This is a genomic window from Amycolatopsis dendrobii (genome assembly GCF_014145675.1).
Lineage (GTDB): Bacteria > Actinomycetota > Actinomycetes > Mycobacteriales > Pseudonocardiaceae > Amycolatopsis > Amycolatopsis dendrobii.
Genome location: NZ_JACGZW010000001.1, coordinates 398,813 through 412,775 on the forward strand (window position 1 = coordinate 398,813; position 13,963 = coordinate 412,775).

The window sequence follows — 13,963 nt, forward strand, 5'->3', positions numbered from 1 at the left end:
GACCGGTGGAGGCGGGCCGGCGCTGGACTGCCTCGCTTGTGCTGGGCGGGCGGCTCCTGGCTGAACCGTGTCGCTGCCACGGTAGCTCCGTCGCGGAATTCCGACAACCACGCGCCGGGCCGACGGGGGATCCCGTTGTGCCAGGCCCGCTTCGCCGCCCGTTCAGGAGCGCCGGGTGAACGCTTCCTCGGCGGCCCGCACCCGCGCCGGTTCCAGCAGCGAGCGCTGCCGGTCCGCGCGGAGGAGAAGGGCGTCGAAGTCCACGTCGGCCAGCCGCTTTCCCAGGTTCGCCGAGTCCCGCAGCGTGGTCCACAGGATCTTCTTGCCCTCGATCCCCATGGCCAGCGCTTCGAGTTCCCAGAACCGGCTCAGCGGCGAGTACGCCGTGATCCTGCCGTTCGGCTTGAACCGTCCCAGCCGTTCGGCCACGATCGCGATTCCGGCTTTGACCGGGTTGGCCCGCACCGGCACCGCCTGCATGACGCCGCGGAACGTCTCCACGTCCTCCGCGATCGCCGACGCCGCCTCGCGCAGCGGCGTCTCGAATTCGGTGCCCCGGTTGTTGCGGGCGGCCCGGCGGGCCAGCTCGCGCCAGGCGAGTCCCATGGCGAGCTGGTCGTTGAGGTAGATCCCGAGCAACGTCTCCATGCGGGCGGAGATACCCGGCACGGCCGCGGGCAACCGTCGGCCGTTCAACTCTCGACCAGCGCGGCCAGCCGGTCGAGAGACTCGCGCAGCTGCCGGTCGACGTCTTCGGCCGGTTCGCCGCCGTGGTTGCGCGGATCGTCGCCGTGGAAGGACAGGTGCAACGTCGCGTAGCTGGTGTCGCCTTCGGCGGACGCCACCTGGAGCCAGCCGCTGTAGTCCGGGCTGCCCCGCCGCCCCCATTCCAGCCGGAGCTGGTCGCGGCGTTCGCGCAGCAGCCCGGGTTCGCCGGTCGAACCGGCTACGTCGACGTCGACGCCGGGAGGCTCCGCCGGGTGCACCGACACCGTGCCGGGCAACCAGCGGTCCAAAGTGGACCGATCAGCCGCGGCGCGGAACACCGTGCCCGCGTCGGCGGCGACTCGCCGCTCGCGTTCGAATTCGGTCATGGCGGATCACTCCCCGGCGCCCACGAGATGGTCGCGCAGCTGCTGGCAAGCGTCCGAGCAGCTGCGGCAGGCTTCTTCGCACAGCGCGCAATGGCGGTGCTGGGCGGCGTGCCGTCCGCATTCGTCGGCGCAGGCCCGGCACGCCTGCTCGCAGGCCCGCAGCAGTGCGTCGAGGACGGTCTTCGTCCCGCTCCGGCGGGACAGCACGCGCGCCGTCGCGGTGCACAGGTCCGCGCAGTCGAGATCGGTGCGGATGCAGTGGACCATGCTGGCCGGATCCCGTTCGGACAGACAGGCGTCGGCGCACACCGTGCACGCGCTGGCGCAGGCGAGGCATTCGCCGACGCAGTTCGCGATCGCGGCCGGGTCGGGTCCGCCCAGGTGTTCGGGGTGGCTTTCGAGCAGGGGCAGCGTCATGGCGTCTTTTCCTTTCGCCGAGGTTCAGAGCTGGGGCCGGCTTTGCTCGTCCCGGACGGTCACCCATTGCCAGCGGGTGAATTCGTCGAGGTTGACGAAGGAGCCGAACCGGCTGCTGCCGCCGGAATCGCCGATCCCGCCGAACGGCGCGAGGGTTTCGTCGTTCACGGTCTGGTCGTTGACGTGGATCATCCCGGCGTGCAGCCGGTCGCCGACCGCGCGCGCGTGCGCGGAGGATCCGCTGTGGACTCCGGCGACCAGGCCGTAGGGTGTCGCGTTGGCCAGGCGGACGGCTTCGTCGTCGTCGGCGAATGTGGTGACGACCGCGACCGGCCCGAAAATCTCCTCGGCGAACGCCGGCATGTCGGGGGAGACCCCGGCGAGCACGGTCGGGCGGAAGAACAGCCCGTCGCGATCCCCGCCGGCGACGACTTCCGCGCCCGCGTCGACCGATCGCTTGACGACGTCTTCGATGTGGTCGGCCTGTCCGGAGTTGATGACCGGGCCGAGATCGACGTCCGCACGGGGGTCGCCGACCCGCAGCCCGTCCGCGAGGCGGGCGAGCTCTTCGACGTAGGCGTCGGCGATCTTCTCGGAGACCAGGTGGCGTCCGACGGCCATGCACACCTGGCCCTGGTGGACGAAGCTGCCGAACGAGCCAGCGGCCGCGGCGGCCGGGACGTCGACGTCGTCGAGCACGACGAACGCGTTGTTGCCGCCCAGCTCCGAGACGAACTTCTTGAACCCGCCCGCCGCGGCCTCGGCCAGTTCGCGCCCGACCGGGGTCGAGCCGGTGAAGGAGATCATGGCGATGTGCGGGTCGTCGGCGACGGCGGTGCCGAGTTCGCTGCCTTTGCCGGGCAGCATGTGCAGCACGCCCGGGGGCAGTCCGGCCTCCTCGAACAGGCGCGCGACGACGACGCCGCAGCAGATCGCGGTGTCGCTGGCGGGTTTGAGCAGGACGGCGTTGCCGGTCGCGAGCGCCGGGGCGACGGAGCGCATGGCGAGGACGAGCGGGAAGTTCCACGGCGCGATCACCGCCACCACGCCGAAGGGGACGCGCCGGGCGATGCTGGTGCGGCCTTCCTGCGTGGTGGGCAGCAGCGTGCCCCACGGCGCGCTCGCCAGCGACGCGGCTTCGTGCAGTTCGTCGAGGGTGAGGTCCAGTTCGAACTCGACGGCGGCGGCGGTCTTCCCGGCCTCGCGGGTGAGCCAGCCGGCGATCTCGCCGCGGTGCTGCTCGAACAGGGCCGCGGCGCGCCGCAGGGCACGGGCCCGCTCGCGGTAGTCGGCGTGCGCCCAGTCCGGTCCGTGCTCGGCCGCTGCGGAAGCGGAACGGGCGAGGTCGTCAGCGGTGGCAGTGCCGACCTGGCCGAGTTCGTCGCCGGTGGCGGGTTCGGTCGAGGCCGCTGCCGCGCCGGTGCGCGTCCACTCGCCGGTGAACACCCGGCCGGACCAGCGGCCCCGGTCGTCGAGCAGTCCCACGTCCTGTCCTTTCGTCCGGGTACGCGGATCGGCTACCCGGGGGCCGCATCGGCAAACGCCGCCCGGGGACGACGTTTCGCCGCGCCGGCGCCGGGTATCAGGGCGGAATGTCTGTGCAAGCTGTGGTGATGGCGGAGTTCGGCGGCCCGGACGTCCTGACGCTGCGCGAGGTCGAGCGTCCCGAGCCGGGACCGGGCGAGATCCTGGTCCGGGTGTTCGCGTCGGGGACGAACCCGGTCGAAGCGAAGATCCGGCAGGGGGTCGCGATCCCGGATCTGGAACTGCCCGCGGTGCTGGGCGGCGACGTCTCGGGCGTCGTGGCGGCAGCCGGCCCCGGTGTGACTGACTTCGCCGAGGGCGACGAGGTGTTCTACACCCCGGAGCTGACGTCGCGTTTGGGCAGCTATACCGAGCTGAACGTCGTGTCGGCGGCCATCGCGGCGCTCAAACCCCGCGGGCTCAGCCACGTCGAGGCGGCGGCGATCCCGCTCGCAGGCGGGACGGCCTGGGAGGCGATCGTCCGCCGGTTGGCGGTCCGGCCGGGGGAGACGGTGCTGGTGCACGCCGGTGCGGGCGGGGTCGGCTCGTTCGCCGTGCAGTTCGCGATCGCCGCCGGCGCCCGGGTGCTGGCCACGGCGGGTCCGGACAACCAGGACCTGCTGCGTGACCTCGGCGCCGTCCCGATCGACTACCACGAGACCGATCCGGTCGAGGCGGCGTTCGAGCACACCGGCGGCAAGGGCGCTGACGCGGTGCTCGACCTCGTCGGCGGGGAAAACGTCGCGAAGAGCTCGGATGCGACCCGGGCGTTCGGCCGGATCGCGACGGTGCTTCCGCTTGACGGCGAGCTGCGCTCCCTGTACCAGCGGAATCAGCAGCTGCACGGGATCATGCTCACCCGGGAGCGCCGCCGGCTGGAGGAGCTGACGCCGGTTTTCGAACGAGGTCAGGCCCGTCCCGTCGTGGACCAGGTCCTGCCGCTCGGCCAGGTGCGCGAGGCCCACGAACGGCTCGATTCCGGACACGGGCGAGGAAAGACAGTGCTCGACCTCGCCTGAGCGGCGAAGGAAGTCCGGGCAGGCTGGCGGGCCCGCCGCACCGTGCGGTCCGGTCGGGCGTGCGGAACTGTCCGACGGCTGAGTTAGCCTTGACCGGACAGGGGAACCGAGCTGTCCGGCGGACGGCAGAGGCGAGGTAGTGATCGTGGTGCCCGCGGAGAGGTCGTTGTTTCCTGCGGGGTGTCTGTGAGGTACGCAAATCAGGCGTTCCTGCATCCGGCGCTGTTCTACCGAGGCGCCGACGAGTTCACGGCCGGTGTCGTCTCGTTCGTCCGGGACGGGCTGGCTGCGGGCGAGCCGGTCGCGGTCGCCGCGCCGCCGGAGCACGTGAGCCTGGTGCGCGCCGAGCTGGGCGCGGACGCGGACCGGGTGCTGCTGGTCGACATGACCGAGGCGGGCCGCAATCCGGGCCGGATCATCCCGGGCGTGCTGCGCGCGTTCGCCGACGGGCATCCGGACCAGCACGTGCGGATCGTCGGGGAGCCGGTCTGGGCGGGCCGGTCGCCCGCGGAGTACCCGGCGTGCGCGCAGCACGAGGCGTTGATCAACCTGGCGTTCGAGGGCCGCTGGGCCACCATTCTGTGCCCCTACGACGCCGAAGCGCTGGGCGCGACCGAGCTGGCCGACGCGCTCCGGACGCATCCCTGGCTGATCGACGGCGCGGGCGAGTGGCGCTCGAGCGGCGACTACGCGCCCGACGCGGTGGTCGCCGACTACAACCGCGAGCTGCCGCCGCCGCCCGGCGCCCGGTCCTTCGTCGTCGCCGAACCCGACCTCGTCGGCCTCCGCGTGGTCACCGCCGAGACAGCGCGGCGGCACGGCCTCGCCGAGGACCGGGTCGAGGACGCGGTGATGGCGGTGTCGGAGCTGGCGGTCAACAGCGTCGAGCACGGCAGCGGATCCGCGGTGGTGCGGCTGGGTTTCGCCGACGGCGAGCTGGTCTGCCAGGTCCGGGACGAGGGATGGCTGGCGGATCCGATGGCCGGGCGCGTCCCGGCTTCTCCGGACCAGGTCCGCGGCCGGGGACTGCTGCTGGTGAACCACCTCGCGGATCTGGTGCGGATGCATTCGGACCCGGCCGGGTCGACGGTGGAGGCCCGGTTCGCCGCCGGGTGAAGCCGCCGCGCACGCGCGGCTTAGGCTGACGGGCGAGGAAAAGCTATCCGTCTGGCAGGAGAGTGCGAGCGTGACCGCGGCAGCTGGCGACATCGAGAAGGCGGCCGGGGTGCTGCGCGCCGGGGGCTTGGTGGCCTTCCCGACCGAGACGGTCTACGGCCTCGGCGCCGACGCCTCGGATCCGGCCGCGGTTTCCCGCATCTATCAGGCGAAGGGCCGTCCGTCCACGCATCCGCTGATCGTGCACCTCGCCGGCGCCGAGCACTTGGACGGCTGGGTCGAGAAGCTGCCCGGGCCCGCGCGGCTGCTGGCCCAGCACTTCTGGCCGGGTCCGCTCACCTTGGTGCTGCGGCGCGGCCCCCGGGTGTCGTCGGCGACGACCGGCGGCCTGGAGACGGTGGGGGTGCGCGTCCCGGACCATCCGGTGGCGCTGGCGCTGCTGTCGGCGTTCGGCGGCGGCGCGGCGGCCCCGTCGGCCAACCGGTTCGGCTCGGTCAGCCCGACCACCGCCGGCCACGTCCGCGCGGAGCTGGGCGATGCCGTCGATTTCGTGCTGGACGGCGGCCCCTGCCAGGTCGGGGTCGAGTCCACCATCGTCGACGCCACCAGCGACACCCTCAGCGTGCTGCGGCCCGGCGGCGTGCCCCGGGAAGACCTGGAGGCCGTGCTCGGGAGTTCCCTCGAGGTGCCGTCGGTGAGCCCGATCCGGGTTCCCGGCCAGCATCCGTCGCATTACGCGCCGCGGGCCCGGGTCGTTCTCGTCGAGCCAGGCCGGGTGGCCGCCGAAGCGGAACGTGCGCGAAAGCTCGGGCACCAGGTGGGCGTCTTCCTGCCGCCTTCCTTGGACGGCGCAGTGCCCGAGGCGCGGGCTGTGGTGGCGGTTCCGGCTTCGCCGGCCGAGTACGCGCGCGGTCTTTACGGCTTTCTGCGCGAGCTGGACCGGGCGGGGTGCGACTTGATCGTCGCGTCGCTTCCGGAGGAGAAGGGGCTGGGTCTCGCGATCGCGAACCGGCTTCGCCGCGCCGCCGGGCCGCGCGGCTGACCGGGCCGGTGCGGCGGTAGTCCACAGTAGACAGTTCGGCGGGGAACTCCCGCGTTCGGGTTCCGGCGTGCCCCGCTCCGGCGGAAGATCGTGCCGGGTAGGCTTTTTCCTCGGTGCGTTAAGCAGGCAGCGTCCACAATCCCCTGGCTGAGGCGCGCCCTGCGCCCGGTCCGGCCCGCTCCTAGGAGTGCGTGTGGCGACCGCCGAGTGCCGAGCATCCCGTCCAGCGCGCAGACGCGCAGCCGAGTCCGGACCGGGCGTGGTCGTGCGGCTGCCGTGACGGACCTGAAGATCACCCCTCGGCAGCTCGGGGATGCCGTGGTGCTGACCTTGCCGGACCGGCTCGCGACGACTCACTCGGCCGAAATCGTGGCGGCCCTGCACGCAGCGGGCCGCGCTGTCCCGCCGGGCACGCGCGTAGTGGTCGACCTCCGGGGCGTCGAGCCGCTGACCGCGCTGCTGGCCCGGGCGCTGGTCTCGTTCGCCCGCGAGCGCGACTGCGTGCTGGTGGCGGCATCGGACCAGGGCACGGCGGAGGTGCTGGACAGCGCCGATCCGGGCGCGGCCGTCCGGCGGGCCGCGTCGCCGGCGGAGGCGCTGGCCGAAGCTGTCCGGCAGCCGTTCGCGGCGGGCGGCGCGGTGCGGTCGCTCGCCTTCGACAGCGACGATCTCAGCCGCACCGAAGCGTTCTTGAGCAGCGCGTACGCGCCGATGCGGATCGGCAGCGACACCGGCCGCGCGGGCACGCACATCAGCAGGCACGCGGTCGACGGGCTGAGCGCCGACCAGCTCGACCTGTCCTTCGAGATGAGCTACGCCGTCGAACCGCTGGGCACGATCTGCCTGTGCGACGTCGAATCGGGCACGATCGAGGACCATCGCGTGGACGGCTGGCCGGAAGCGGAGACGTTCGGCCCCGGGGATCTGGTGTCGTTCTCGCCGCCGGACCGGTCCTACACCGGGCGGGTCGCGCGCGCCAAGTACAGCATCACCATGTTCGACCCGGCCCTGTTGAGCCAGGCGGCGGGCGTCGACAGTCCGGTGCGGCTGCTCGGCCACCGGCCGGTCGACGCCGGCGCCGCCCAGCACCTGCGGTCCGCCGTGGCGCATCTGCGCGACGACGTCCTCGGCGTGCCCGGCGTCGGGGAGAATCCGCTGGCCGTGGCGACGGTCGCGCGCTACCTCGCCGTGGCCGTGCTGAACGCGTTCCCGCACACGGCGTCCGCCGAGCATCCCGGAGACGGTCTCGACGCGCATTCGCAGACCCTTCGCCGCGCGATCTCCTTCATCGAAGCGAATCTCCACCGGCCCATCGACATCGCGGAGATCGCCGCGACGGCCCGGGTCTCCGCCCGGGCCGTGCAACTGGCCTTCCGCCGGCACCTCGGCACGACCCCGATGGCCTACCTGCGGCGGGCACGGCTCGACCGCGCCCGCGCGGAACTGCGTGCCGCGGTGCCGGAGCAGGACATCGTCGCGCGGATCGCCGCCCGATGGGGATACGCGCCCAGTGTGTTCGCCGCCCACTACCGGGCCGCGTACGGCGAGTCGCCGTCGTCGACGCTGCACGGGGACAAAGCCGAGCAAGTTCGTTTCCCTGGCAGCCGTAGCTTCGTTCGGACGGCGATCGCGCTGAAAAGCGAACCCGGTGCGGCGGAACGGAACCTGGTGACCGGCGAACCGGACCGAGCGAAGCCGGACGCCGCGAGCAGGTTCGAGGCGCTGAGCAAGATGCTGCTATCCGCGAACTCAGCCGCGGACGTGTTGCGAGAGGTCGTGGAAGCGACCGCGGCGGCAGTCGCCGGAGCGGACTGGGTCAGCGTCACCGTGCTGGGCTCCGACGGCCGGTTTTCCACCGCCGCCCGGACCGGGAAGACCGCCGCCGAGCTGGACCGGATCCAGTACCGCGACCGAGAAGGCCCGTGCGTGGAGGCGGCCCGTGCGCACAGCCCGAGCTATGTCGCGAGCGCGGATCTAGCGGCCGAGACCCGATGGCCCCGGTTCGCCGCCGCGGCGCGCGCACTCGGCTGCCGCGCCGCGTTTTCCACCGCACTCCCGGCCGCTCCTGGCCTCGACCGGGCGGCGGGCTCGCTGACCGTCTACTCCCGCCGCCCGGACAGCCTGGCCGAGACCGACCGCCGCATCGCCCTGCTGCTGGCGACGCACGCGTCGCTGGCGCTGGCGAACACCCACCTGCGAAAGAGCGCCGAACTGCGCCGCGCGGAGTTCCGGCGAGCCGTCGACACCCGCGACGTCATCGGGCAGGCCAAGGGCATCCTGATGAACCGGGAGGGCCTCACCGCCGATGAAGCGTTCGACCTGCTGCGGCGGACCTCCCAGGACCTGAACGTGAAGCTGGTCGAGGTGGCGCGCACTCTGACCGGCCGGCACGGGGAGCTGGAGCGGGAGTGACCGCAGCGGTCAGGAATCTTGGCGCCGGTGCGTGGTTTCGGCGGTCGGCGCGGTGAAGTGGTCGAGGAGGTTGGTGCGGCGGAGCAGCCGGTCGAGTTCGGCGGACCGGTTGTCCAGGTACAGCGAGGCACCGGCTGAGCGGACGAGCCTGCTGACCATCAGCAGGCCGGCCAGCCCGGAGGAATCGCAGAAGCCCAATTCGCCGCAGTCGAGGCGCACGCTGCGGCACTCCGGATGCGCCGCCAGCATCTCCCGGGCGGTCCGGACGAGCAGGTGCTGACTGTCGTAATCGAGTTCGCCGCGCACGGTCAGCCGAACTGTCCGAGGACGCGGCGTGGTCCACGTGCAGGCGAGCGGGCTCGGCGGCGTCATGGGCGGCCTCCGGCTCGCGCGCGGGCGAGGGTGGCGCGGGCGCGGGGGAAGTCCCGCAGCTCGTCGCCGAGCAGGTCGAGGGCGGGCGTGAGGTACCCGGCCGGGACCCCGCGTGCGGCGAGGATGTCCGCGGTCCAGCGGAGAAAACCCGTGAACAGCTCGGGATCGTCGACGTAGACGGAGGTTTTGAGGTAGTCGACGATGCTCGCGAGGTCCTCGACCGTGTGCTGCAACTGGAGTTCGGTGTACCGGTCCAAGGCGGGAATCCGCTCCCGCAGTCCGGCGAACACGGCTTTCACCAGCTGCGCCGACGTCCGCGAGATCATCGTGTATTCCTGGTCGAGCAAGTGCGGCAGATCGTCAACGGCCTGGTGGGCGCTGCGGGGCGGGCCCGGCGGACTCCCGGCGAGCAGGTCGGCTGCGGCGCGGGCGTCGGGGGCCCAGGCGTCGGCGCCGAACAGCCGGGCGTAGCGGCCGTCGGTCCCGAACGCCGCCCCGCCCGCGATGACCGGGACTCCGGCCGCTTGGCACGCGGTGATCGTGGCGTGCGCCGCGGGCAGCCGCGTCGGGATTGAACTGGACAGCGCGACAGCGTCCGGGCCGGTGCGGTGCAGGTCGGCGATCAGGTGCGACGCCGGCACCTGCGCTCCGAGGTAGTCGACGCGGAATCCGCGCGAGCGCAGCACTTCGGCGAGCAGCCGGGCGGGCAGCGCGTGCCATTCCCCGTCCACGCAGGCGACGGTCACCCGGGCGAGCGGCGGATTCGGCGCCGGGCCGGCGGCGCGGCTCACGGCGGCGACCACGCGGTCGTTGATCGCGGTGACCGAGTGTTCCTGGGTGACGGTCAGGCGGTTGGCCGCCCATTCCTCGCCGACTTTCCGTTGTACCGCGCCGATGACGTCGAGGAGTACGGTTTCCGCGGTCATTCCGGACCGCAGGGCGCGCAATGCGATTTCGCCTGCCGTGTCCTCGTCGCCGTCGACCGCGGCGTCCCAGAGCCGGGCGGCGACGTGCTCGACCGACGCGGGCTGGCCGTCGAGAACGGCTCCGCGGGGTTTGTCCGGGGTGTTCATGCGGCGGTGTACCTCCCGCGGCCCGAACCGCCGACCGCGGACAGCCGCTGGCCGCGCGGCGCGGTGACCGCGACGAGAGCCATGTCGTCGTGGCTGCGTTCGCGCGCCCATTCGGCCGCGAGCATGTGGACGTGTTCGACGATCGCCTCGGCGGGCATGCCCGCGCACCGGGTCAACGCCTCGTGCAGGCGGTCCTCGCCGAACATCTCGCTGCCCAGCGGACCGCCTCGCGCTTCGGTGATGCCGTCGGTGTAGAGCAGGCACGTCTCGCCGGGCGCCAGCGTGACTTCGACCGTCGTCGTGGCGATCTCGGGCAGGACCCCGACGACGGTGCCGATCGTCTCGACGACCTCGACCTCTCCGTTGGCCCGGACGATCAGCGGCGGCAGATGACCCGCGCACGTCAGCCGCATCCGGAGGCCCGAGTCGGGCCGCGAGACGGATGCGAGCGCGAGGGTGACGAAGCGGGTGTGGTGCGAACTGAGCAGAGCGTCGTTGAGCATGCTCAGCACGCGATGGTGGTCCGAGGCGAGCGGCAGCAGGGCGTGCAGCGTGTTGCGGACCTTGCCGGTGAGCACCGCGGCTTCGATGCCCTTGCCGCACACGTCGCCCAGCACGACCAGCGATTCCTGGCTGTCGTCGGCCGCGGGGTAGACGTCGTAGAAATCGCCGCCCACGCGTTCCGAGTCGAGCGCGGCGCGGTACCGCCCGGCGAACTCGGCGCCGGCCACCTCGCGCACCGCGGGCGGAAGCAGTTCGCGCATCAGCGTTTCGGTCATCGACGACTGCTGGGCGAACATCCGCGCGGCGGACATCGCCACCCCGGAGCGGGCCGCGAACAACCGGGCGAAGATCTCCTCGTCCTCGCTGAACGCCGCGCGTTCGGCTTTCCGCAGGAGAACCAGCGCGCCCGCGGGCACGCCGTGCCCGGGCAGCGGCGTCACCACGATCGAGCCCACGTCGCCGAATCCCGCCGGGATCAGCCACTCCGGCGCGGACGCGGGGTCGATCCACCGCGACGGGACCGGCGGAAACCCTTGGAGCGCCTCGGCGAGCCCGGGCACCTCGGAGAGATCGGCCGCCAGTTCGACTTCTTCCGGCTCGCGGTCCCGTACGCACAGCATCGCCGGCACGCGGTGGCGCCCGGCGGGAGTGATCAGGAGCGCGGCGTCGGCGAGGTGCTGCACCGCCAGCTTCCCGGCGACCTGCATGCACCGTTGCAGGTTCAGGGATCCCAGCAACGCCGTCGAAGCCTCGGCGAGGAACTGCGCCCGCCGCCGTTCGGTGCGCAAAGCCGTTTCGGCGAGGCGCGCGTCAGTGTTTTCCGTCAGCCACCACGTGGTCGTTCCGTCGTCGTGCGCAACCGGGTGCACCTCGTAACCGCGCTCCCAGGGTTCGCCTGCGCCGCGGACGCCCTCGAGGACGCCGTCGTGCACGCCGACCGGCCAGCCGGGCATCGCCTCAGCGAGCACCACACCGGCCGTAATGCCCGGAAGCAACCGCTCCGCCGCGGCATTGAGCGCGACAAGGGTGCCATCGGCATCCGTGACCAGCACCGGACATGGTGCTGTACTCCAGCGCGAATCGGTGTCCGCCCGCTTCAGATCCACCACACTCAGGACACGCGGAGCGGTCCTTCACCTCGTTCTCGCCTCGGGGACGGTCGTCGACTGCTCCCAGTGTCCCTTGCCGTCCCAAGGGCCACGACCCGCGGCGGATACCCGCTCGCGGTCTTCTTCAACCCTCTTCCGGGCGGTTCCGCCGGCCGCGGGTCTTGACCGGCGGAACCTCGGTCCCGGTCTCCTGCGCGCCGGAGGCCGACCCTGGTCTCGGGCTACCCGCTCGCCGGGAATTCACGCCTTCCGCGGGCAATCCGACGGGAGTCAGAGGTCGAGTTCGCGGTGCCGTTCGGTCACGGTGTGCGCGAGTTCGACCAGCTTGACGTTGAGATCCTGGGACGTGCGGCGCAGGACGTCGAACGCTTCGTCGGCGGAGATCCCGCGGCGGTTCATCAGGATGCCTTTGGCCTGGCCGATGAGGTCGCGGCTGTCCACGGCGCGCTTGAGGTGGACTTCCTTGAGGGCGGCCGCGGTGTGCGCGGCGGAACCGGAGAGGGCGAGCGAGGCGTGGGAGGCCAGGACGAGCGCGCTGTCGACGGCGTCGCCGTCGAAGGCCCCGGCCTCGTGGCTGTAGAGGTTGATCGCGCCGGGCGGCAGATCGGACTTGGCGTCCGGCAGCAGCGTCGTGGCCAGCAGCGAGCCGAACCCGAGCCGTCCGGCGCGCGCGCCGAATTCGGGGAAGCCGTCGGACTCCGGAAGATTGTTGGCCAGCGCGTACCCGGGCCGCTCGCGCCGGGCGGCTTCCAGGCACGGCCCTTCGCCGACCTGGTACTGGATCCGGTCCAGTTCCTCGGCGGCCTCGTGCGTGCGGACCGGGGTGTGGAACCCGCCGTCGGCCGAGCGCAGGGTGATGCTGGCGAGATCGGCTTGCGGCACGATCCGCAGCGCGGCGGACACCACGCGCTCCATCGCTTCGTGCAGGGAGTCCGCGTCGAGCAGGAGAACCGCGAGCGTGCCGAACTGCCGGGCGAGCGGCCCTTCGAGAGCCACGCCGCTGCGGGCCCAGCCGTCCGCGGCCGGTTCCGCGCAGAACGCGATCCGGTCGGCTTCCCAGCCGTCGTCAACGCGGATGTCGGCGTCGGTCACTTCGGGCCCCTCTTTCCCTGCCCGGCCACCCGGCAGCACCGCAGAATCCTACCCGTCCGGGGAAAGCGGCCTGCGGGCTCGCCCGTGTCCCGCGCATTTCGGACCGCGGAGAGAGAGCCCCGTCACGCTTCGGCGGCCGGAACCGCGGTTCCGGCCGCCGAAAGCGCGCGTCAATTCTTCACGTTCTTGACGGCGTCCTTGACCTTTTCTCCCGCCTGCTTGAGAGCGCCCTTCGCCTGCTCTGCTTTGCCTTCGGCCTGCCACTGTTCGTTCCCGGTGGCGTTGCCGAGCGCTTCTTTCGCCTTGCCCTTGATTTCCTCGGCCTTGTTTCCGGCGGTGTCGCTCATGTCGATGACCTCGTCTCGTCTCAGCGAATGTTTCCGAACGCGGTCATGATCGGGAAAACAGTTCCGTCCGGCTCCGCGAAACAGTTCGCGGAGACGAATCCGGGGACCGCGAGCAGCGGATACCCGTGCGGGGCACAGGTCAAACCCGGCCCCGGAAACCCCGGCCTGCGGCCGGGAATCCCTTGCGGCGGCGGCTTTCCTCTCATTTCCGGAGTTTCCGTTTCGCCTTCTCTGCCCGCTGGGTACGCAGAGGGCGACGGGGAATAGCCGAGAGCGAGAATGCTCTGGGAGCGGGCGTGCAGCGGGCCCGGGAGGGAGGCCGAGCGTGAGTGTGGACGAGTTCCAGCGGAGTCGTCTGCCTGCCGGAGCGAAGCCGGTGCGGCAGGCGGGCGCTCGGCTGCGCATGGCGCTGGAAGAGGACTTCACGACATTGCGCCGGGTCCGGGGCCGGGCGGTGGCCTTCGTGCGGCGCCATCGCCCGCACACGGGCGCGGACGCGGTCGCCGATCTGCGTCTCGTGCTGGACGAGATGGTGTGCAACGCCATGCGGCACGCTCGCCCGCCCAGCGAACTGACCTTGTCGCTGCGGGGCGACCGGATCCTGATCGAGGTGTCCGACTCGCTTCCGGACCTCGCCCGTTCCCGGGGAGGGTACGCGGGAGGGGGGCGGGGCTTGGTTCTGATCGACGCGATCGCCGAGCGCTGGGGCCAGTCGCCCCGGCCGGGCGGGAAGACCGTCTGGGCCGAACTGGCCCTTCACGCCGGGCAAGCCGGTTGAGCCGACGCCTGCCGCGGTGCCGGGGGAATCGAGGGCGCTGACCGGCGATGCGGGTGCCCGCGCC

14 protein-coding genes are annotated in these 13,963 nt (G+C 72.2%); 5 read left to right on the forward strand and 9 right to left on the reverse strand.

Annotation, left to right across the window (positions count from 1 at the left end; all coding sequences use genetic code 11):
• Positions 1 to 162 precede the first annotated feature (162 nt).
• Genes H4281_RS01750 through H4281_RS01765 form a run of 4 tightly spaced genes read right to left on the reverse strand, consistent with a single transcriptional unit; the run spans position 163 to position 2,996 of the window.
• A complete protein-coding gene (locus tag H4281_RS01750) occupies positions 163 to 648 on the reverse strand; it encodes a hypothetical protein (protein ID WP_182889082.1) in 486 nt (161 codons plus the stop codon).
• 44 nt (positions 649 to 692) lie between these two features.
• Positions 693 to 1,094 (reverse strand): SRPBCC family protein, encoded by a 402-nt coding sequence (locus H4281_RS01755; protein ID WP_182889083.1) that lies wholly within the window; start codon positions 1,092 to 1,094, stop codon positions 693 to 695.
• Between the two features lie 6 nt (positions 1,095 to 1,100).
• Complete coding sequence (locus H4281_RS01760) at positions 1,101 to 1,511, reverse strand: four-helix bundle copper-binding protein (RefSeq protein ID WP_182889084.1); 411 nt, start codon at positions 1,509 to 1,511, stop codon at positions 1,101 to 1,103.
• 24 nt (positions 1,512 to 1,535) lie between these two features.
• Positions 1,536 to 2,996: an aldehyde dehydrogenase family protein gene (locus tag H4281_RS01765; RefSeq protein ID WP_182889085.1), complete on the reverse strand. Its 1,461-nt coding sequence runs from the start codon at positions 2,994 to 2,996 to the stop codon at positions 1,536 to 1,538.
• 107 nt (positions 2,997 to 3,103) lie between these two features.
• Here H4281_RS01765 and H4281_RS01770 point away from each other — a divergent pair, with 107 nt between their 5' ends.
• The 4 genes from H4281_RS01770 to H4281_RS45380 all read left to right on the forward strand — a co-directional run bounded on the left by H4281_RS01770 (position 3,104) and on the right by H4281_RS45380 (position 8,624).
• Positions 3,104 to 4,054, forward strand: coding sequence for a zinc-binding dehydrogenase (locus H4281_RS01770; RefSeq protein WP_220506582.1), 951 nt, complete (start codon positions 3,104 to 3,106; stop codon positions 4,052 to 4,054).
• A gap of 186 nt (positions 4,055 to 4,240) precedes the next feature.
• Positions 4,241 to 5,170, forward strand: a complete 930-nt coding sequence (locus H4281_RS01775) for an anti-sigma factor RsbA family regulatory protein (RefSeq protein ID WP_312872031.1) — start codon at positions 4,241 to 4,243, stop codon at positions 5,168 to 5,170.
• Between the two features lie 70 nt (positions 5,171 to 5,240).
• Positions 5,241 to 6,212: an L-threonylcarbamoyladenylate synthase gene (locus H4281_RS01780; RefSeq protein ID WP_182889087.1), complete on the forward strand. Its 972-nt coding sequence runs from the start codon at positions 5,241 to 5,243 to the stop codon at positions 6,210 to 6,212.
• A gap of 276 nt (positions 6,213 to 6,488) precedes the next feature.
• Positions 6,489 to 8,624 (forward strand): ANTAR domain-containing protein, encoded by a 2,136-nt coding sequence (locus H4281_RS45380; RefSeq protein WP_312872032.1) that lies wholly within the window; start codon positions 6,489 to 6,491, stop codon positions 8,622 to 8,624.
• Positions 8,625 to 8,633: 9 nt separating this feature from the next.
• Here H4281_RS45380 and H4281_RS01795 read toward each other — a convergent pair whose 3' ends face one another.
• From H4281_RS01795 to H4281_RS01815, 5 genes are all read right to left on the reverse strand, one after another.
• A complete protein-coding gene (locus H4281_RS01795; protein WP_182889088.1) occupies positions 8,634 to 8,996 on the reverse strand; it encodes an STAS domain-containing protein in 363 nt (120 codons plus the stop codon).
• Positions 8,993 to 10,069 (reverse strand): cobalamin B12-binding domain-containing protein, encoded by a 1,077-nt coding sequence (locus tag H4281_RS01800; protein ID WP_182889089.1) that lies wholly within the window; start codon positions 10,067 to 10,069, stop codon positions 8,993 to 8,995. Before H4281_RS01800 ends, H4281_RS01795 begins: the two co-directional genes overlap by 4 nt.
• The gene (locus H4281_RS01805; protein ID WP_312872033.1) at positions 10,066 to 11,679 is read right to left on the reverse strand and encodes a SpoIIE family protein phosphatase; all 1,614 of its coding nucleotides are present in this window, start codon (positions 11,677 to 11,679) and stop codon (positions 10,066 to 10,068) included. The genes H4281_RS01800 and H4281_RS01805 overlap by 4 nt, the downstream gene beginning before the upstream one ends.
• A 273-nt stretch (positions 11,680 to 11,952) precedes the next feature.
• Positions 11,953 to 12,774: a GAF and ANTAR domain-containing protein gene (locus H4281_RS01810; protein WP_182889090.1), complete on the reverse strand. Its 822-nt coding sequence runs from the start codon at positions 12,772 to 12,774 to the stop codon at positions 11,953 to 11,955.
• 170 nt (positions 12,775 to 12,944) lie between these two features.
• The gene (locus H4281_RS01815) at positions 12,945 to 13,121 is read right to left on the reverse strand and encodes a CsbD family protein (RefSeq protein ID WP_182889091.1); all 177 of its coding nucleotides are present in this window, start codon (positions 13,119 to 13,121) and stop codon (positions 12,945 to 12,947) included.
• A gap of 325 nt (positions 13,122 to 13,446) precedes the next feature.
• Here H4281_RS01815 and H4281_RS01820 point away from each other — a divergent pair, with 325 nt between their 5' ends.
• On the forward strand, positions 13,447 to 13,899 hold the full coding sequence (locus tag H4281_RS01820; RefSeq protein WP_237599996.1) for an ATP-binding protein: 453 nt from the start codon (positions 13,447 to 13,449) through the stop codon (positions 13,897 to 13,899).
• The last annotated feature ends 64 nt before the right edge of the window (positions 13,900 to 13,963 follow it).